A 20,535-nucleotide genomic window follows, 5' to 3' on the forward strand; every position below is an offset into this window, starting at 1 on the left:
GTAGGCTCCGTAGGTGCCTCCTTTTTGTCTGTTATCCCTTGAACCGGGCTTTCTTTTTATCGACTTAAGTTAATGCTCTTTCAATTCTGATTTTCAGGCAAATCTTTGCTTTCATGTTCAGTATCAATATGGTACCGGTTAATCAGGTGGAGCAGCACGCCGTTGGTCCAGCCGAAGCCATCCTGCAGGGGATACTCGCCGCCGCCGGCGGTAAGTTTGGTGTCAACCACGTTATATTTTTCCAATAGCTTTCCGGTCTGCTTAAACACCCTGATGTTTAGCCTTAACCAGCGTGTGGCAATTTCTTTGGCCAGGGCGTTGTAATGGTAGTTCTCTAAACCATCAATGGCCATATACTGTAATGGCGCCCAGCCATTTGGGGCATCCCATTGCTGGCCCGAAAAGTTGAGCGTAGTAACCAGGCCACCGGCTTTCAGGAAATTTTTCTTCAATCCCTCGGCTACCAGGCGGGCTTGTTCAACAGTTGCAATCTTAAATTCCAGCGGGAACTCGGCAGCCAGGGTAGGTACGGTTGATAGCTGGTTTAGCTGCCAGTTATAGTCATCAAACCAGCCTGTCTTCTGGTTCCAACAGTACTTTAAAATGGCAGCCTTACGGCGGGCGGCCCTTGCGCGGTATAGCTTGGCCAGCTTGGCATTTTGAATTTGGTTAAGGCTGCGGGCTATGGTAAGTTCAAGGTTATACAGCAAACAGTTAAGGTCAACAGGTACCAGGCTGGTGGTTTGTATGGTTGGCAGCTTGCCCGATGCATCAAACCAGCGCGTGCTGAAATCCCAACCCGAGGCTGCTGCCGCCCTGATGTTATGGTAAAATTGTGGCAGCGGTTGTTGGGTTTCTTTACCGGCGGTTACATCCTGCACAAATGATTCCTCGCGCGGCTGGTCGCTTTCGTCCCAGTAACGGTTCAAAAGTTCGCCATCTGCCATTTTCACAACTCTGTGCGAGGCCTGGTTGGGTTTTAAATTTCCTGCCCCTTGCATCCAGTATTCATACTCTTTAATTAATTGCGGCCTGAAATGGACCAACATTTTTTCGCCCTCGTTTTTTGCCAGCAGGTTTATCATCATGGCAAAAAATGGCGGCTGTGACCGGGTGAGGTAATAAGCCCGGTTACCATTGGGTATAAAGCCATATTTATCAATCAGGTATGCAAAATTCTCAACCATATTGTGAATCACCTTTACCTGGTGGCTTTCCTGCAGGCCCAGCATGGTAAAGTACGAATCCCAATAGTAAATTTCCCTAAACCTGCCACCCGGCACTATATAGGGGTTTGGCAAAGCCAGTGATGACGAGAATGGTTTGGCCTCATCAGGCCGGCGCTGTAAAACATGCCATAAGGTATCAATATGCTTGCGGATACCCGCCTCAATATCTGTTTGAAACGAGTTGTGCGATACCGGCATGTCAAAATGTGCCAGTACAAATATTTTAATATCAAAGCCGGGTTTATCCTTTTCATTCTGGTAGGCTTTTATTATCATGGCCGGATCCTGTTTGGGTACAGCATCTACAAAAGTCTTATTATCCGGAAAAATCTGGCCAAGCTGAACGGCTTCAAACAAGCCCGGAAATTGTTGCCGCGGTGTTAGCGTTTGTGCTTTAACGCTAATGGTAAAAAATAAAAACGCGAGTAAAAAAAGTCTTCTCATTTAACGTATAAATATGCCTTTTTAAGGATAAGGCAGTGGGTTTATAATAGTGTATAAATTTAATGTTTTTAAGTATAAATGTGTATCATTAACACTATTAATTTGCGGCGTTTTTTAAACATATTTTGCAGCATGCCTAAAATGTCATAACTTGAACATTATTACCAGGAACGCCAATTTAACCTGCTGTTTTTTAGTTGTTTGTTAACCATGAAGATTTTTAACCCGCTTATCATAAGTGCTGCCTTTTTGCTATTGGGCAGTAATTACAGCTGTGCCCAAAACAGCCTGCCCCATAAAGATAGCCTTGATCGTAAATGGTGGAAAGAGGCTGTAGTTTACCAGCTTTATCCCCGCAGTTTTAATGATGTAGATGGCGATGGCATTGGCGATTTAAAGGGAATAATTGCCAGGCTTGATTACATCAAAAGTTTAGGGGTTGATGCGGTTTGGCTAAACCCGATATATGGGTCGCCAAATGACGATAACGGTTACGATGTGAGCGACTACCGCGACATTATGAAAGATTTTGGCACCATGGCCGATTTTGATGCCATGCTTAAAGGCATGCATGCCCGCGGCATAAAACTGGTGATGGACCTGGTGGTAAACCATAGCAGCGATGAACACGAATGGTTTAAAAAAAGCCGCAGCTCGCGCAACAGCCCTTACCGAGAATATTACCATTGGTGGAATGCCGAAAAAGGCAAGCCGCCTTACCGTTACAGCCTTTTTGATGTGAACCATGATGCGTGGCGGTACGATTCGCTTACCAACGCCTATTACCTGCATTATTTTTCGCGCAAGCAGCCCGATCTTAACTGGGAAAATCCTAAGCTAAGGCAGGAAGTATACGATATCATGAAGTTTTGGGGCGATAAAGGGATTGATGGTTTTAGGCTGGATGCTTTCCAGTTTGCGGCAAAAGATACCACCTTCCCGGCTTTCCCGAATGGGTTTGAAAAAAACTTTACCCAGTATTACGGTATGCAGGGCAACCTGCATGGTTACCTGCAGGAAATGAACCAGCAGGTGTTAAGCAAATACAATGTAATGAGCGTAGCCGAAGGGGCCGGCAATACTTTTGAAGATGCACACAATTTGGTTGATGCCGACAGGAATGAACTGAACATGGCTTACGCATTTGAAGCAGTAGACATAGCCAAACCCGAGGGTTATAGCCTGCTGCGTTTAAAGCAGATATTTACCAAATGGGATAGCGCTTTTGCTGCAAAAGGATGGCTATCCATTTTCCTGGCCAATCATGACCAGGCAAGGCTGGTTACTCGGTTTGGCAACGATAGCCCGGAGTTTAGGGCGGTATCGTCAAAAATGCTGACCACCTTTTTAATGACCATGCGCGGTACCCCTTATTACTATAACGGCGACGAACTGGGAATGACCAACGCCGGATTTAGTAAAGCTGAAGATTATCGTGATGTGCAAACCCTAAACGAATACCAGCGCCAGAAAAACCTGGGCACCGATATGCAAAAGTATTTACAGCGCATGAGTTTTGAAAGCAGGGACAATAGCCGCACACCCTTTCAGTGGAACAATAGTAAAAATGCAGGCTTTTCGACAGGAAAACCATGGATTGCTATAAACCCCAATTATACCATCATTAATGTAGCTGCCGAAGAAAAAGACGCCAATAGTACCCTTAACTATTTCAGGAAAGTTGTAAAACTGCGCAAAGACAACCTGGTACTGGTATATGGCAAATACACTTTGCTTGATGGCCAAAACGACGATACTTACAGCTATACCAGGGAACTGGATGGTAAAAGATTGCTGGTATTATTAAATTTCAAAAGCAAGGCCGCCACAACCAACACCGGGGTAGATTTTAGCAAAGCCAATGTTTTATTGGGTAATTACCCCCAATCTTCCAAAAACGGAACGCTTAAGCCCTATGAAGCAGTAGTTTACGAATTGAAATAAGGCCTGTTTTGTTTAGGCTTTTCCCGCGCCGGGCTGCGATTATTGTGGCCATACATTTAATGCGTTCATACCTAATGACCAAATCTCCGCTGTGGTTTTTAAAAAACCTTTCGATAAATATTTTTATTCCCCTGTCCAATTGCTGCTATCCCGATCATTATTGAGGTATAAAATCAATAATTGCTAAACGGAAAACAGTGACGGATATAATTGAAATTTTTTTTTAACAATGTCCAATTCTAAATATCCCAGGCATTATTGAGGTATAAGTAAAACATCAATAAATAAAAAACAACATGAAACAACGAATCAATGTTTTTGAAAAAGGCCAGGGCGCTATGAAAGCTATGTACGGCCTGGGCATTTACCTGGCTAAATCGCCGGTTGAGCAACCGCTTTTAAATTTAATTTATTTCAGGGTATCGCAGGTTAATGGCTGTGCCTATTGCCTGGATATGCACTCGAAAGATTTACGTGCTAACGGCGAAACCGAACAACGCCTGTATATGTTAAATGCCTGGCGCGAGGCCCCGTTTTATACAGATCGTGAACGTGCCGCATTGGCCTGGGCCGAAGCGCTGACAAAACTTGCCGGCGGCCCGGTACCCGACGAGATTTACGCGGCAGCCCGCGAACAGTTTACCGAGGAAGAATTGGTTGATTTAACGATGGCGGTTATCACCATTAACAGTTACAACCGTGTTAACCTTGCTTTCCCCAACGTGGCGGCCGTTGGTACGTACAAAGTTGGCGCACATGCCGTTTAATAAATTATATTTCCGGAAGACCGGGATAAAACGTAAATTCAATTATAGATAAAAGATGAAAGATTTCGCATTATTATTCAGGCAGCCCAGCTATGATTACAGTAAAACATCCGCCGAAGAGATGCAGGCCATTGGTAAAAAGTGGGCCGATTGGGTAGGCGGCATAGCCGCGCAAGGGCGCATAGCAAACGGCGGTACCCGCCTTGATCTGCAGGGCAAAGTACTTAAAGCCGGCGGTGTTGTTACCGATGGCCCTTTTGTAGAGATCAGGGAGATATTGGGCAGCTTCATTGTAGTAAAAGCCGATAGTTTAGAAGATGCCACCACATTGGCCCACGGTTGCCCCGCGCTGGATAGCGGCGGCAGTGTAGAGATACGGCCAATTTTTGTTGTATAAACAGATAAATAGTAAACGTAAAACCCGCCGGCAACCGGCGGGTTTTATTAACTGGTATGGAGAAAGAGCACGTTCAACTTAAGCAGCTATTTCAGCAGGAGTTTTCAAAAATGGTTGCTGTTATCAGCAAGATATTTGGATTACAGCACATAGAGATAGCAGAAGATATTGTAAGCGAAACTTTTTTGCTGGCTACAGAAACCTGGGCTGCAAAAGGTATCCCGCCAAACCCGGCTGCATGGTTATATACCGTTGCCAAGCAAAAAACGCTGTATCATTTCAGGCGGAACAAAATTTTTGAAGAGAAGGTGCTTCCGGCAATAGCCAGGCAAGAAGAAACATACCAGGAGGCGCCCGGATTGGATTTTTCGGCACAAAATATAAAAGACAGCCAGCTGCAAATGCTTTTTGCCATTTGCGACCCGGCAATTGCCAGCGAAGCCCAGATTGGCCTGGCACTGCGCATTCTGTGCGGTTTTGGCATTGATGAAATAGCCGAGGCTTTTTTATCCAACAAAGAGACCATCAACAAAAGGCTGTTCAGGGCCAAAGAAAAGCTGCGGGCCGAAAAGGTAACGATGGAGCTGCCACCCCAACAGGAAATACCCGGCCGGCTTAATAACGTACTGCACATTATTTACCTGCTTTTTAGCGAAGGCTACTACTCGAAAACCCAAAATGAAATTTTACGCCATGACCTCTGCTTAGAAGCATTACGGCTGGGTATTATGCTCACCGAATATGAAAAGACCAATGGCCCAAAAACAAATGCGCTGCTGGCGCTGATGTGTTTTCATGCATCGCGTTTTAACGCCAGGCAAACGGCCGATGATAATTTTGTACCTTATGAGCAACAAAACCAGGAGTTATGGGATGCCGGGCTGATAAGCCAGGGCCTGCATTTTTTAAACCTTTCGGCGCAGGGTAACGAGATCAGCTCCTATCATTTAGAAGCGCGGATTGCTTACTGGCATTGTTTAAAGGAGGATACGCCCGAGAAATGGGAAGATATTTTGCAGTTGTACAACCAGTTGCTGCTGGTTAATTACTCGCCGTCGGTTGCGCTTAACCGCACCTTTGCCTTATACAAAGCCAACGGCTGGCAGGTGGCGTTGCCCGAGGCTGAAAAGCTGAAACTTGAAAACAATCATTTTTATTTTATCCTGCTTGGCGAACTCTATAAAAATACAGACAAAAGTAAAGCTAAATCCAATTTTCAAAAAGCTTACGACTTAGCTAAAACGCAAACAGAAAAACAACGTATCCGGGAAAAGATGGAAGAGCTTAACTAAATAAGAGCCTTAAACCCACCGTCATTGCTTCGTGCTTTGTAATGGCGTGTTTGTATATAATTGATTTTCAGAGTTGTATTTTTAAGTAGTTTATGTCATTGCGAGGAACGAAGCAATCGCGAACTATGTATGGTGGACCTGCACAGCCCGCGATTGCCACGCTATCGCTCGCAATGACATGGTTGTTGTGATGCTCTAAAGCCAATACGTCATTCTCATTTTTTCGCTTCTCCGGTTATAAAATACGAGGTATCTATAAACCGGGTGTGAAATTGCGTTGGTTATCAAAGGGCTAAAGGGTTATTTGCGGCAGATAGCCGGCACTAAACGCGTTGACCGTCGAACGTGGCGTCAGCACAGTAACCTGCCCCGCCCTTAATGGCAAGCCCGGTTTTTCATACCCGGCGGGCGTCCAATGATAAAGCTGGCTATCGGCTACCAGGTAGGGTTCGCCATTAACTTGTATGAAAGTACCGTTGGGCAGGTCCTGTACATCGGCATCGAAAGTTACTTTGCTGCCGTTTTTATCAATCCTTTCCTGGTGAATGATCTCATCAATTTTCCCGATTGCTGTTTTTTTGTCGAATCCATATCCAGGGTTACCTGCAAGCCAGGCTGTTTTAAACCTGTTGGCATCATCACGGCGGCATTCAAAACAAGGGCGATGACCAGCCGCAAAAGCGGTGGCCTCATCCAAAAAGAACAACTCTGTCCACAAACCCGGCGACATCACCTCGCGGTGCCTGCCTTTAAACTGCAACAGGCAGGTAATCCAGGCTTTTAGCTTAAAGGGCCGCAGTATGGTTTTGGTATTACCATGCAACTGCCCCCGGTTACCTATCCAGGCACCACGTGCACTGGTTTTGATAATATCACCGTATGGATTTACCCTGTTTTGCAGCATACTAAATAATTAAAGTTTACCAAAAAGAGCCTTTTTTTGCTTTCAGCTTTACGCCTTTGGCTTTCAGCTTATTCCCTAATCACAATCGATATTGTGGCCTACCCGCAAAATGTGTCCATCGGGATCTTTTACCAGCATCTCGCGCATAAACCAGGGTTTATCTTCAGGTACCGATAAAATTACAGCGCCTTTTTCTTTAATGGCCTCATAGTATTCGTCTACGTTATCAACATTAATGCAAAGCCACGTTCCCGGATGCCCCTGGTCGCCCCTGCAAAAAAAGATGGTGGTATGGCCAATCAGGACCCCGCCAAATGTAGGCACATCGTCCCATGTCCACTGTTCTTCAAAGCCCAATACCTGGGTATAATAAGCCAGGCTGCGCGAAACATCGTCGGAATAAAGCACGGGGATAACGGATTCTATTTTCATGAGGAAAGGATATTTATATAAATATACTATGTTTTATCGACAGAGCGCCAACCGCATCATACCGTGTTATTGTTCATTTTTCCACTCCGAATATTTAGTTTCCTCCGGTACATCTGTCTGGCTTTCAAAATCCAGGTTATAACCATCGGGGTCCTTTATGGTAACTACCCACATGTTGTTTCCAACAAAAGGCTCATTGGGTTTAAGGCCATGTTCCACAAACTCGTGATACAATGCCAGCGCATCCTGGCACTGAAAGCAAACAGATACTCCCAGGCCGCGCTCCGGCATATCCTTATGCAGGGTTTGCAACATAATGGCCCCGCCGCCCCGCTGAAGCCAGCACCATTCTATTTTATTTTTTGGTACCCACTGGTTAACCAGTGTAAAGCCTAATCCTTCCACATAAAAGTGTAATGATCGCTCCATTTCGGTGATCATAAAAAAAGGTACGGCTTGGGTAATGTTTGAGGCTTTGGGAGTTTGATTGACCATGGCGGGGATGGTTAATTGAGTTGTGTATGACAAAGTTAAGGTGTGAGATTGGTTTCAGCAATAGGTAGTTTTGGGGGAGAATAACGTATATCGTGTGGCGGCTACGACTCACACATGCCAAGTTGAAAAACGGAAGTCATCCCGAACTTGTTTCGGGATCCTACAGGACAGGTGACCCGCATGAAGTATACTTAGCAAGTGGGGTGCCGAAACAAGTTCGGCATGACATCGGGGGCGGCGTTGTCATTCCTGCTTCAGAGTCTTCGGATTTTACAACTCAGCCCAATCTTAAGGATATTATTCAAAGCATAGCCAGGTATCTGACCCTAATCAACCACCCCATTAACATCAGTCACCAGCGCCTCGCTCATATAATCCAAAAACGGCCGCATATCCCGTAATGCCTGGCAAATGCTTTCAAAAAAGCTGGCGCTCAAAAATTCTTCATCGGTAAACCGGTGCACAACCAGGTATTGCTTGTACCGCAACAAATCGATAGCTTCATGGTCGGCAGGGTAACCTTTGGGAGTGGTTTTCACGGTTTCACCACGCAGCGTGCCAAAGCTTTTGATAAAAGCGGCACTGTTGAGGATCTTGCGCAGGGGCTTATCATCAAAAGCAATATCATCCCTGATGCGTTTTAAATCCTGCGGGTTGGGTGCCCAAAAACCACAGGCAATAAAGGTATTTCCGGGCTCAAAATGGTAATAATAGCCGCCGCGCCTGTATTTAGTGGCGCGCGTGAAACTGCCGCTCCAATTGGTTTTATAAGGCGTTTTATCTTTACCAAACCGGGTATCGCGGTAAATGCGGTGCATGCTTTTTTTGCCGGTTGGTGTTTCAATAACATCGTGCAGGTTTAAGTTGGCCAGTATGGCATCTACAAAACCCTCCACAAAACCAAGCTGTTGCTGGTAAAGCTCCTTACGCGCGGTAAACCATTCCCGGTTATTGTTATTTTTCAGGTCGTTTAAAAAGTCGATAGCAGAAACGGGCAATACGGGTTGACTCATGGCGTCAAAAATAACTATTTGCGCCTTAAGGTAAGCACTGCAATTTCGGGCCAGATGCCTATACGGCCCTTCAGCCCAAGAAAACCGAAGCCACGGTTTACATATAAATATTTGCCGCTTTGCTCATAAAGGCCGGCCCATTGTTTGTACACATATTTAATGGGGCTCCACTTAAAGCCAAACAATTCAAAGCCAAATTGTGCACCATGCGTGTGGCCGGATAAAGTAAGGTGAACGTGCTGGTGGTGCCCCATAGTTACCGCATCCCAATGCGATGGATCATGCGACATCAGTACTTTAAAAGCATCGTCGGGTACGCGCGCGGCGGCCTTTTCCAGGTCGCCATATTTGTGGAAACCACCCTTGCCCCAGTTCTCTACGCCGATAAGCGCCAGTGATTCACCATTTTTATCAATAGTTAAAGATTCATTTAAAAGCAGCCGGAAGCCTATTTCCTCATGCACGTTTTTAAGGCGTACAAGGTTGGCTTGCTTATCGTTCACGTTATCCCAGCGCATATAGTCGCCATAATCATGGTTGCCCAATACAGAATATTTGCCATAAGGGGCTTCAAGTTTGGCAAAAGCCGGGATCCAGGGATCCATTTCGGCAGCATGGTTATTTACCAGGTCGCCCGTAAATAGTATCATATCGCTCTGTTGGGCATTCACCAGGTCGAGGCCTTTTTGCACACCTTCGGCATCGCTGAAACTGCCGGAATGAATATCAGATAACTGGGTAATGGTAAAACCATCAAATTCTTCGGGCAGGTCGGGGAAGTATAATGTCTCGCGCCTTACTTTGTAATAGTGGCGGCCGCGGGTAACACCAAACAACAGCAGCAGGAAAAACACTCCGGCTATGATGAGCACAAACTGGCTTACGCCCACGCTATGCGGCGGAAAGCCACGGAACAGGCGGGTAACATCTTCCAGTAATAAAACAATGCTGCCAATAAGTTTGGGCACAAATGATAACAGCATTAATGCCATTAACCACGATATAACTTTGGTTTTACCGGTAAAGGCGCTGAAAACGATAGTGGCTGCCAGCAAGCCGTCAAATAACCAGTATATAAGGTAAATGGTAGTGTTTGCGGTAAGCGTTTGTACGGCCGCAAAAAAATACATATCAATAATTAGCCATAGTAATACAATGGCAGGTACTCTTTTCTTCATACTTAGGTAAGACGAACGAGTGTCAAAAAGATTTTAAGCATTTAGACTTGATTGCGTTAAGATGACAAAAGGGGGGTATTCCTTTAAAAAATTGTAGGGGGACGCAATATTTTGCGTCTCCCACAGGACATTCAGGATTTGCACGGCGATCTGCGAGTCGATTTGCACGGCCGAAATTGTATGTTCGATTTGTACGCGGGAGACGCAAAATGTTGGTAACTATATATTACTTTACACTGAATCAAATTTGAAGTGGTTTTATAAATTTTTTGTAATAAAATTCTAACCTTTTTTAAGCTATGAGTATTATACATATATTTGTGTTAAACTTAAAGCAATAAATGGCTTTTGAATTATTACCAATACACAATTCCAATCTGCGGAGCCGTGTAAATTCAAAATATTTATTGCTTCGATAACTAACTTAATCAAAATTGAGCGTGCAGCGTATCTCACTGTTCATTCCCTTGATAATAGTTAATTACAAAAAAACTTTTTTTAACAAAAACAGTATATTAATAGTCAAATGTTAGTATAACAAACAACTTGCTGTAAGTAACATTCTACAAGTTGTAAACGTAGAAAATCATGAATGCCATGTTAGCTACATTAAATAATGAGCAACTTTTTTTAAGGGAGATTAAGAGAAATTTGTCTCAAGAGGATACCCATGCTAAAAATAATGAAAAATCATTTTGGAAATTATTGTTAGGCTTTGGAAAATCTTTAGTAAAAGTTGCAATGGTAAATATAGAATTACGCAAAGCTTTAAATTCTATTATCTCACAAACAAATAAAGATTACGACACCTTTTTAAAGTCAGACCACACAGCAAAAGAAGATATGCTTATCAAGTGGGAAAAATTAGGCAGGGCGTTAAATACACATATGAAAACCAAGCCAAAGTCGGGTTTTTTATCAAGGGGTATCGTAAAAAAAACCACTAAAATTTTAGACATGGTTAATGATTTTTCAAAGAAATTAGATTCAGAATTGTACCCTGCTGCAAATCAAAAATTCTCTCAAGAATATCTTGAAAAACTTTCTAAGAACTTCGAGCATCTGCCAAAGGATATTATGGACGATCTTACTTCGGAGCAACAATTAGAATGTGTATAACACATGCCTAAATATAAAATAGGAGATGTTGTAATAGCTCCAGTATCATATTTTGATAATAAAGAGGGCTATTGGAAATCTCAAAACAGGTGGTTTGTTATTGTTAAAATAGATGAAGATCCCGACGATATAGATTCCTTAAACATAACAGTAGCTTGTACCGGGCAAGTACACCAATCTCAAAAACATCCAGGTATTATTATAAAAGAAAACTCAAGAGATGGAAGTGAAATGCAGATAGAGATGGACACATTCATTTACTGCGATTATGTTGTGAAGTTTATGGATAATCAGATAATAAGAAAAAAAGGATATTGTCCTAAAATAGAGGATATTTTAAAATTGGTTAAGCTATAATTTATTTATCAGTCTTTTAGCTCTATTTGAAACGACCCGCCTGACAGGATTATATTTCTATAAATACCTAAAACAAGTTGATTTTTTACTCTTTAATTTTGGGGGTTGTAGTTTATCAAATGTAGTGTCTCTACAAAAAAGGGAAAATAAAAAATCATACCACCACCCTAAACGTCAAATTAACCCTCGCCTTCATCGGTTTTACCGATTTTGCTATGCGGTGTTCCCAATGCTCCTGCAACCCGGCTTTCATCAGCAAAAATGAGCCATGCTCCAGCCGTACCGAATATTTTTCATGGTGATGCTGTTTGCTGCGGATATCAAAGCTGCGTACCTGCCCAAAACTTACCGATGCGATGATCGGGTTTTTGCCCAGTACATCTTCGCGGTCGCTGTGCCAGGCTACCGAGTCGTTGCCATCGCGGTAATAATTGAGCAGTACACTGTTAAATTGGATGCCGGCCAATGGCTCTATTTTATTTTTAATCATCAGTAGTTCGGGCGTCCAGTAGTTGGGCTTGCTTTGGGTTAGCGAGGCATAGTCATAAACCTCCGGGTCGCCGTACCAGGCGGTGAGGCGAGGGGTGATGACGTCTTTATCATAAATCCTTTGCATGCGCTGTTTCCAGGGAGTTTCGGCAATAAACTTTTGGAGCAGGCTGTCGCTTTCCTGCTCACTAAAAAGGCTTGGGCGGTAATCTAATAAATGGGTGGGCAAGCCCTTACTTTGCCCGGCATCAGGAAAAAAACATAGCTGTTCCATATCAACCTCCAATTTTTTGCTAAAACAATTTTTTGCTAAATTTTTTTTACAAAGATAGTAAAATGCTAATATTTTTAGTATTAGATTTGTAGTCTGTTTCTGATGGAAGAATTTTATATCGATGTGGAGCTAAGCCGGGGCATCACCCGGATACAGGTGGACGAGGTGCCACCTGAGCAATGGGATTTGCCCTATGCGCCGCAATTTATCATAGAGTTTTATAATGGCAGGGAATTTATTACCATGATGCTGCAACTGGAGCAGGGGGAGTGGTATGATCGTAACGCCCGTGTACAGGATGACGACATTCAGCGTTATTTTGAGCCTGTACCCGACCCGCGTAATGCTGATTATGAAAGCCCGTTAAGTGTACAGGCTATCCAGGAAATTGGGCAGGCTATCAGCAGGCACATGGTAGTGCACCTAACGGTTTATATGGGGTTATTTATACCTGTTTTTCGCGAACCGACTTTAAACTGAACCACATGGAAGCAAAAAAGGATATTATCAGCCAGCTGAAAAAGGATATTTTATTGTGGGAAGGTTTTAAAGCGCCCGTTGCCGGGGCCAGCGATAGTTTTGGCCTGGGGCCTATTGAGGCTGCTTTTCCAAACGGTGTTTTCCCGGTAGGGGTAGTGCATGAGTTTTTAACTACCGAGCCCGAACATGCCGCGGCCACCAGCGGTTTTATTGGGGGCATACTGGCCCAGCTGATGCGTAACAATGGGGTTTGCTTGTGGATAAGCAAAGCGCGCAAGGTTTTCCCGCCTGCGCTTAAAGTATTTGGCGTACCGCCCGAGCGGGTGATATTTATAGACCTGCAGCGCGAAAAAGATTTGCTTTGGGCAACCGAAGAAGCCCTGAAATGCGATGGCCTGGCAGCCGTTATTGCCGAGTTACCGGGCATCAATTTTACCCAATCGCGGCGCCTGCAACTGGCGGTTGAAAGCAGCAAAGTAACCGGGTTTATCCTGCGTACCGATCCTCAAAAACTGGGCACAACCGCTTGTGTGGCCCGCTGGCAAATAACGCACCTGCCAAGTGAACTGGAAAACGGTTTGCCCGGCGTAGGCTTCCCGCGCTGGCAGGTGGAACTTTTAAAGGTGCGTAACGGCAACCCGGGCTGCTGGAAAATAGAGTGGGTGGTCGGCAGGTTTGTACCGGTTGCCGAAGAAAAGGTGGCAACCGTAATAACATTACAGCAATATGCCTAAGCGGTTTATGTCCATATGGTTCCGTCATTTAACTACCGACTGGCTTACCCTAAAGCAGCCCGAACTGAAAGATGTGCCTTTTGTTTTTGCGATAAAAGATCACGGGCGCATGCTAATAACCGCCACCAACCGTGCCGCCGAAGTGCATGGTGTAAAAGCCGGCATGGTGGCTGCCGATGCCAAAGCCATAATAACCGGTTTGCAGGTGATAGATGAGCAACCCGACCGTGCCGCTAAATTATTACATGCCCTAGGCGAGTGGTGTATCCGCTATACGCCCATTATCGCCATTGATTTGCCCGATGGGCTGATCCTTGATGTATCCGGTTGTACCCACCTTTGGGGCGGCGAACGGGAATACCTGAAAACTATTGTGTTGAAATTACGGAGCAAGGGCTATGATGCCCGCGCCGCCATGGCCGATAGCATTGGCGCGGCCTGGGCCATTGCACGCTTTGGCAGGCTAAGCCCCATTATTGAAAGTTATGGACAGGTTACGGCCTTGCTGCCGCTACCGCCGGTGGCCTTGCGGCTGGAGCCTGTGATTACCGAGCGTTTGCAAAAGCTGGGGCTGCGTACCATCGGCAGTTTTATCCGCATGCCACGGTCGGTATTACGCCGGCGGTTTGGGGAGCATCTGCTGCTGCGGCTTAACCAGGCTTTGGGCAACGAGGATGAACCGATGCAATTATTACAGCCCGTTGAGCCCTACCAGGAGCGCCTGCCCTGCATGGAACCCATCAATACCGCCACCGGGATAGAGATAGCAATCAGACGGTTACTGGAAGGTATGTGTAAACGGTTGCAGCAGGATGGCAAAGGGTTACGAACGGGTGTACTGAGGTGTTACCGGGTGGATGGTAAGGTAGAGCAGGTGCAGATAGGCACCAACCGGGCATCGCACCATGTGGAGCACCTTTTTAAATTATTCGAGCTTAAAATAGCCACGATAGAACCTGCCCTGGGGATTGAACTTTTTGTGTTGGATGCCCCTAAAGTAGATGATGCCGACCCTGTACAGGAACGCCTGTGGGGCGAGGTTGGCGGCCTGGATGATACAGGAGTAGCCGAGCTGCTGGACAGGATTGCCGGTAAAATAAATACCAATGTTATTCACCGTTACCTGCCCGACGAGCATTACTGGCCCGAGCGTTCTATCAAAAAAGCTGCTACCATATTGGAGAAACCTGCTACCGCCTGGCGCATCAGCAGGCCACGGCCCACACAGCTTTTGGCCCGGCCAGAACCGGTTAAGGTAACTTCGTTGCTGCCCGATTATCCGCCCATGCTTTTTATCTACCAGGATAAAGTGCACCCCATTAAAAAAGCTGATGGCCCCGAACGCATTGAGCGTGAGTGGTGGCTTGAAAATGGCGAACGCCGTGATTATTACCATGTTGAAGATATGGACGGCAAGCGTTACTGGATCTTTCGCCTGGGGGCCTATGTGGCCGGTGAAACAAATCAATGGTTTATTCATGGTTTTTTTGCGTGAGTATGGAGTATACGGAATTACAGGTTACCAGCAATTTTAGCTTCCTGCGCGGCGGCTCGCATCCTGCCGAGCTGGTGGAGGCCGCAGTTAAGCTGGGTTATACAGCCATTGCCATTACCGACCGTAATACCGTTGCCGGTGTAGTACGTGCCCATGCCGCTGCAAAAAGTGCCGGCATCCGTTTTATCCCGGCCTGTCGGCTTGATCTGTTGGACGGCCCTAGTTTGCTGGCTTATCCTACCGATATTACAGCCTGGGGGCGTTTGTGCGCTATGCTTACCAAAGGTAACCTGCGTACCGAAAAAGGCAAATGCGATCTGTATAAAAACGATGTATTTGAACATGCCGAAGGCATAAAATTTATTGTTATTCCCCCCGATGAATTAAACACCTGGTTTGATTTTGATGATTCATTTAAGCAGGATTTAAAGGAGTACCAGGCAGCTTTAGGCCATGATTTGTATATAGCCGCAACCCGCTCATATCATGGCGATGATGCTAAACGCTTTTACCGGCTTTCGCAATTAACCATCCCTATGGTGGCTACCAATGATGTGCATTATCATGAGGCGGAAAGGCGCGAGTTACAGGATATAGTAACCTGCGTACGCGAAAAGTGCACTATCCACAATGCTGGTTTCCGGCTGCACGCCAATGCCGAAAGGTATTTGAAGCCGATTGAAGAAATGGAACGCCTGTTTCAACAATACCCAGATGCCCTGGCACGTAGCCGGGAAATTGCTGAAGCCTGTAAATTTTCATTAGATACTTTAAAATACCTGGAGCCGGAGTGGATTAGCCCTGATGGGCGGACGGCAGATGAACACCTGGCATCCCATACCTGGGCCGGTGCCAAAAAAATGTTTACTGATGCCGAATTTGAATTACAAAAGAAACAGATCCAGTTCGAACTTGATTTTTTTAAGAAGCGAAAACTGGCCCCTTATTTTTTACGGATTTTTGAATACACCCAAAAGGCTGAAGAGTTAAAAATCCTGCACCAGGGGCGGGGATCGGCCGCTAATTGTGCGGTTTGTTTTTGTTTGGGGATTACCCCTGTTAATCCGGCCAAATCAAACCTGCTATTTTCGCGCTTCATGTCCGATTCGCGGGAGGAATGGCCCGATGTTGATGTTGATTTTGAGCACGAGCGCCGGGAAGAAATTATCCAATGGATATATGAAACCTACGGCCGTGGGCATGCGGCTATTGTTGCCACGGTTACCCAGGAGCGGCATAAAGGCGCAATCCGCGATGTGGGTAAGGCAATGGGCATTTCTGTAGATACTATTAACCGGCTTTCGGGTGCTATCTGGGATTTTTCGGAAGAAGCTTTCGATAGGGGGCGCATCATTGCGCAGGGATTGAATCCCGATGATCCGTTATTGAAAAAGGTGCTGCAACTAACCGAAGAACTGATGGGCTTTCCACGGCAGTTAGGGCAGCATACCGGCGGTTTTGTGATTACCCAATGCAAGCTTTCAGATTTGTGTCCCGTAATGAATGCCCGTATGGAAGATCGCACCCAATTGGAATGGAATAAAGACGACCTGGAAGATTTGGGTATTTTAAAGGTAGATGTGCTGGCTTTAGGCATGCTCACCTGCATCCGCAAAGGTTTTGACCTGGTTAAGCAGCATTACGGGGAAGAACTGACGCTGGCAAACGTGCCACAGGACGACCCCGCAGTATATGAAATGATTTGCCATGCCGATACGCTTGGCGTTTTCCAGATAGAAAGCCGCGCGCAGATGTCTATGCTGCCGCGATTGAAACCAAGGGTATTTTATGACCTTGTGATAGAAGTAGCCATTGTACGCCCCGGCCCCATACAGGGCGATATGGTGCACCCTTATTTACGCAGGCGCGATGGGATAGACAAAGTTGAATATCCTTCGGAAGAATTAAAAAAAATATTGGAACGAACAAAAGGTGTGCCTTTATTCCAGGAGCAAGCTATGGAGATTGCCATGGTAGCGGCAAATTTCACCGCTGCCGAAGCTGACCAGTTACGCAGAAGTATGGCTACGTTTAAGGCCAAAGGATTGGTAAGTAACTTTCGTGATAAACTGGTGGCCGGTATGATGGGCAAAGGCTATACCGAAGAATTTGCCAGTCGTATTTTTAAGCAATTGGAAGGCTTTGGCAGCTATGGTTTCCCTGAAAGTCATGCTACTTCATTTGCGCACTTGGTTTATATCTCATCATGGCTTAAGTGGTATTATCCTGATGTTTTTGCTGTGGCTTTACTCAACAGCCAGCCAATGGGCTTTTACCAGCCGGCGCAGATAGTGATTGATGCCGAAAGGCATGGTGTAGTTGTGCGCCCGGCAGATGTAAACCACTCCATGTGGGATAACACACTGGAAGAAAAAGATGGTAAGTTTTGCGCGGTGCGTTTAGGCTTCAGGCAGGTGAACGGCCTGCGCGAGGATGATATGCAGGCGCTGATAACAGGGCGGGGAACAGGTTATACCAGCATCAGTCGGTTAAGCGATGCCGAAGTGCCGCAGGCCGCCATTGAAAAACTTACCGATGCCGATGCATTCCGTTCCCTGAAACTGGATAGGCGCGAAGCTTTATGGGAAGTACCCGCACTTAATGATAAGCCTATCGGCCTGTTCGCCGGCCGGCCATCCGAAAGTGCTATGGAGGCACAGGTTACGCTGCCATTAATGACCCAGGCCGAGCATGTGGTGCAGGATTATGCCTCCACAGGTTTGTCGCTAAAGGCACACCCTGTTAGTTTTGTGCGCGAAAAACTGGATCTGTTAAAAGTAACAGCTACCGGCCGGCTGGCACAGCTAAAAGATGGCGACCCCGTTAAAGTTACCGGCCTGGTAACAGTACGGCAACGCCCCGGTACAGCCAAGGGCATTTTATTTATTACCATTGAAGACGAAACCGGCTTTGCCAATCTGGTAGCTTTTGAAAAGGTATTTGATAAATATCGTAAAGAGATATTGCAATCGCGCTTGTTAATGGTGGAGGGCAAATTGCAGATAGAGGGGGAGGTAATCCATGTGATAGCACACCGCTTTTTTAACCTATCAACCTTATTACGGGGGCTTACCGCAGCCCACACCGAAGATTTGCCGGTATTAACTTTATCGCGCAGCGATGAAACAACCTCGCCGGTTACACAGGTTAAAGAGGTTTTTCACAAAGGCAGAAACTTTAAATAGTAAGAGTCAAGATGCAAGAATCAAGAGTTAAGACAAAAAATGCCTAAGTATGAAAAATATTGCTTTACAAACTGTAATCAGGCTGTTATTATTTTCTTTCTTGATTCCCGACTCCAATATCTTGACTCACATAAAATTTATATTAACATTGCAACCGAAAAGATGAAAGAGACAAACCCGGCAATGCAGATGGCTTTTGATTACCTGGAAACAACCAATACGGTTGTTTTTTTAACGGGTAAGGCAGGCACGGGTAAAACCACCTTTTTGCAGCGTGTAAGGCAGGAATCAAATAAGAAAATGGCTGTTGTAGCCCCAACGGGCGTAGCTGCTATTAATGCGGGCGGCATGACTATTCATTCGCTGTTCCAGATAGCCTTTGGGCCCATTATCCCGGCAGGAAATGCCCGGCCCGATATGCATTATAGCCCGGAAAAAAAGGAATTACTTTCCAGCCTGGAGCTGCTCATCATTGATGAGGTAAGTATGGTACGGCCCGATGTGCTTGACCAGATAGACCTGATATTACGAAACCTGAAAGGCACAAGTCAGCCTTTTGGCGGCGTACAGCTTTTACTCATAGGCGATCTGTCTCAACTTAGCCCCATCATTAAGGATGAAGAGTGGATGCTGCTGGGCCGCTATTACACTACCCCATATTTTTTCAGTAGCCTGGTGATGCAAAAAGCACCGTATGTAAAAATCGAACTCGATCATGTATACAGACAAAAGGAACAAGCCTTTGTTGATATTTTGAACGAGGTGCGTAACCAAACCATTAGCCCCGATAACCTGGAGTTGCTGAATGCCCGGCACCAGCCCGGTTTTCGCCCCACGGCCGAAGAACCGTATATCACCCTTACCACACATAACTCCATTGCCCAGCAGTTGAATAACGAATTTGTAGAGGCATTGGAAGGGCAGGAGTTTGAATTTGCGGCCACCATCCGGGGGGAGTTCCCGAAAGATGCGTACCCTACAGAAACCAACCTGAAGCTTAAAATAGGTGCACAGGTAATGTTTGTTAAAAATGATAGCTCGGCCGAAAAGCTTTTTTATAATGGCAAAATAGGTGTAATCACCCGGATAGAACCCGACACTGTTTTTGTGCGCTGCGGGCAGGAAGAACGCGAAATTGCCGTACAGGCTTTAGAATGGACCAATATTAAATACCAGTTGGAGGAGCAGCAGATCAGCGAGACCAATGCCGGCAGCTTTGCCCAGATCCCGCTTAAACTGGCCTGGTCTATCACCATTCATAAAAGCCAGGGCCTTAGTTTTGATAAAGCCATTATTGATGTAAGCGAGGCTTTTGCCCACGGGCAGGCGTACGTGGCGCTTAGTCGATGTCGAACCCTGTCGGGTATGGTATTGCGTAACCCAATTGCTGCCCATAATATTATCGGCGATCCTGCCGTTGCCTATTTTAATGAGCAGGCAAAATCCCTTAAACCTGATGCAAACAGGTTGGAACGCGACCGGGAGCTTTACCGTCAATCGTTGCTTGCCGAACTATTTAATTTCAGTGGCTTGCAAAACAGGATTATTGGGTTTGAAGAGCCGGTACCGGATATGGAGAAAGATATTTTTAATGTGGCCGAGAAACTTGCCCCCCAACTGGCCAATTATCAGCCCGAGCGGATCCAAAAAGCTGCCGCCTACTTTAAGGATAAACTAACGGTGGCCACAGAAAACCTGCATCAGCAAATTCCTGGGCTCATGGGCCTGGCGAAAGATAAAGAAACCAAAGCGGCCAAGGCAGATAAACTGATCCAGTGGATGATGGCCCGCATTATGCTCATGGAGTATTTTTCGAAAGTTGATTTTACGGGTACGGCATATCTTGAAGAAAAACAAAAGGCGCAGGGTGCGGCCAATACAGATCAATCCAATTCTTACGTTAAAGCCCTGAATGAAAAGCCCAACCAACGGCTTTTTGACCAGATGATGGACTGGCGCGAGGCTGCTGCCGAAAAAGATGGGATAATGCCCAACATGATTTTGTCAGAAAAAACAGTTGCTGCTATTGCCGAGAAACTCCCCCCGACGATTAAAGCGCTGGGTGGCATAAAAGGGGTGGGGCCGCAGAAAGCGACACAATACGGTCCGCAACTGATCGCAATGATCCGGTCTTATCTGCAGGAAGCATTGGGTGCCGAAATAGAGCAGGGGAACTTGTTTTAGAAAGAAGGTCTTAAGGTCGACATAAATATAACGCCTTATGGCTTTGCAAAAGCCGGTATATCCAGGTTTGCTTTATCGCCCACAAATTGTCATTTCGACGAACCGAGGTGGGGATGAGCGCTG

18 protein-coding genes are annotated in these 20,535 nt (G+C 45.8%); 11 read left to right on the forward strand and 7 right to left on the reverse strand.

The genetic code is table 11. The features are described 5' to 3' along the window. Window positions 1-80 precede the first annotated feature (80 nt). The gene (treA, locus tag AC1DXF_RS24180; RefSeq protein WP_477451274.1) at window positions 81-1,673 is read right to left on the reverse strand and encodes an alpha,alpha-trehalase TreA; all 1,593 of its coding nucleotides are present in this window, start codon (window positions 1,671-1,673) and stop codon (window positions 81-83) included. A 210-nt stretch (window positions 1,674-1,883) separates the two neighbouring features. Between treA and AC1DXF_RS24185 the strand changes: the two genes are divergently transcribed. The 4 genes from AC1DXF_RS24185 (at window position 1,884) to AC1DXF_RS24200 (ending at window position 6,073) form a co-directional block, all read left to right on the forward strand. Beyond that, on the forward strand, window positions 1,884-3,617 hold the full coding sequence (locus tag AC1DXF_RS24185) for a glycoside hydrolase family 13 protein (RefSeq protein WP_477451275.1): 1,734 nt from the start codon (window positions 1,884-1,886) through the stop codon (window positions 3,615-3,617). Between the two features lie 296 nt (window positions 3,618-3,913). After that, window positions 3,914-4,384, forward strand: a complete 471-nt coding sequence (locus AC1DXF_RS24190; protein ID WP_477451276.1) for a carboxymuconolactone decarboxylase family protein — start codon at window positions 3,914-3,916, stop codon at window positions 4,382-4,384. 55 nt (window positions 4,385-4,439) lie between these two features. Beyond that, the gene (locus tag AC1DXF_RS24195; RefSeq protein WP_477451277.1) at window positions 4,440-4,781 is read left to right on the forward strand and encodes a YciI family protein; all 342 of its coding nucleotides are present in this window, start codon (window positions 4,440-4,442) and stop codon (window positions 4,779-4,781) included. A 56-nt stretch (window positions 4,782-4,837) separates the two neighbouring features. Next, window positions 4,838-6,073 carry an RNA polymerase sigma factor gene (locus tag AC1DXF_RS24200; RefSeq protein WP_477451278.1) on the forward strand — a complete coding sequence of 412 codons (1,236 nt, stop codon included), beginning with the start codon at window positions 4,838-4,840 and terminating at the stop codon, window positions 6,071-6,073. A gap of 292 nt (window positions 6,074-6,365) precedes the next feature. Here the strand turns inward: AC1DXF_RS24200 and AC1DXF_RS24205 are convergent, their stop codons facing one another. The 5 genes from AC1DXF_RS24205 to AC1DXF_RS24225 all read right to left on the reverse strand — a co-directional run bounded on the left by AC1DXF_RS24205 (window position 6,366) and on the right by AC1DXF_RS24225 (window position 10,095). Then, window positions 6,366-6,977, reverse strand: coding sequence for a hypothetical protein (locus AC1DXF_RS24205; RefSeq protein WP_477451279.1), 612 nt, complete (start codon window positions 6,975-6,977; stop codon window positions 6,366-6,368). Between the two features lie 75 nt (window positions 6,978-7,052). Further along, window positions 7,053-7,409 carry a VOC family protein gene (locus tag AC1DXF_RS24210; protein ID WP_477451280.1) on the reverse strand — a complete coding sequence of 119 codons (357 nt, stop codon included), beginning with the start codon at window positions 7,407-7,409 and terminating at the stop codon, window positions 7,053-7,055. Window positions 7,410-7,475: 66 nt separating this feature from the next. After that, window positions 7,476-7,937, reverse strand: a complete 462-nt coding sequence (locus tag AC1DXF_RS24215; RefSeq protein ID WP_477451281.1) for a VOC family protein — start codon at window positions 7,935-7,937, stop codon at window positions 7,476-7,478. A 293-nt stretch (window positions 7,938-8,230) separates the two neighbouring features. Next, window positions 8,231-8,917 (reverse strand): DUF2461 domain-containing protein, encoded by a 687-nt coding sequence (locus AC1DXF_RS24220; RefSeq protein WP_477451282.1) that lies wholly within the window; start codon window positions 8,915-8,917, stop codon window positions 8,231-8,233. Between the two features lie 14 nt (window positions 8,918-8,931). Further along, window positions 8,932-10,095: a metallophosphoesterase gene (locus AC1DXF_RS24225; RefSeq protein WP_477451283.1), complete on the reverse strand. Its 1,164-nt coding sequence runs from the start codon at window positions 10,093-10,095 to the stop codon at window positions 8,932-8,934. Window positions 10,096-10,692: 597 nt separating this feature from the next. Between AC1DXF_RS24225 and AC1DXF_RS24230 the strand changes: the two genes are divergently transcribed. Then, the gene (locus tag AC1DXF_RS24230) at window positions 10,693-11,214 is read left to right on the forward strand and encodes a hypothetical protein (protein WP_477451284.1); all 522 of its coding nucleotides are present in this window, start codon (window positions 10,693-10,695) and stop codon (window positions 11,212-11,214) included. Window positions 11,215-11,217: 3 nt separating this feature from the next. Next, entirely contained in the window at window positions 11,218-11,571 is a 354-nt protein-coding gene (locus AC1DXF_RS24235) for a hypothetical protein (protein ID WP_477451285.1), read from the forward strand. A gap of 154 nt (window positions 11,572-11,725) precedes the next feature. On the opposite strand, the gene AC1DXF_RS24240 is transcribed toward AC1DXF_RS24235, so the two are convergent. Then, complete coding sequence (locus AC1DXF_RS24240) at window positions 11,726-12,334, reverse strand: alpha-ketoglutarate-dependent dioxygenase AlkB family protein (protein ID WP_477451286.1); 609 nt, start codon at window positions 12,332-12,334, stop codon at window positions 11,726-11,728. A gap of 102 nt (window positions 12,335-12,436) precedes the next feature. Between AC1DXF_RS24240 and AC1DXF_RS24245 the strand changes: the two genes are divergently transcribed. The 5 genes from AC1DXF_RS24245 (at window position 12,437) to AC1DXF_RS24265 (ending at window position 20,412) form a co-directional block, all read left to right on the forward strand. Further along, window positions 12,437-12,814 carry a hypothetical protein gene (locus AC1DXF_RS24245; protein ID WP_477451287.1) on the forward strand — a complete coding sequence of 126 codons (378 nt, stop codon included), beginning with the start codon at window positions 12,437-12,439 and terminating at the stop codon, window positions 12,812-12,814. Window positions 12,815-12,819: 5 nt separating this feature from the next. After that, on the forward strand, window positions 12,820-13,548 hold the full coding sequence (locus tag AC1DXF_RS24250) for an ImuA family protein (RefSeq protein ID WP_477451288.1): 729 nt from the start codon (window positions 12,820-12,822) through the stop codon (window positions 13,546-13,548). Beyond that, window positions 13,541-15,043 (forward strand): Y-family DNA polymerase, encoded by a 1,503-nt coding sequence (locus AC1DXF_RS24255; RefSeq protein WP_477451289.1) that lies wholly within the window; start codon window positions 13,541-13,543, stop codon window positions 15,041-15,043. Before AC1DXF_RS24250 ends, AC1DXF_RS24255 begins: the two co-directional genes overlap by 8 nt. Before the next feature lie 2 nt (window positions 15,044-15,045). Then, window positions 15,046-18,228 carry an error-prone DNA polymerase gene (locus AC1DXF_RS24260; RefSeq protein WP_477451290.1) on the forward strand — a complete coding sequence of 1,061 codons (3,183 nt, stop codon included), beginning with the start codon at window positions 15,046-15,048 and terminating at the stop codon, window positions 18,226-18,228. A 162-nt stretch (window positions 18,229-18,390) separates the two neighbouring features. Then, window positions 18,391-20,412, forward strand: coding sequence for an HRDC domain-containing protein (locus tag AC1DXF_RS24265; protein ID WP_477451291.1), 2,022 nt, complete (start codon window positions 18,391-18,393; stop codon window positions 20,410-20,412). Window positions 20,413-20,535: the final 123 nt, after the last annotated feature.

It is taken from the genome of Mucilaginibacter sp. P2_A5, from assembly GCF_056404995.1.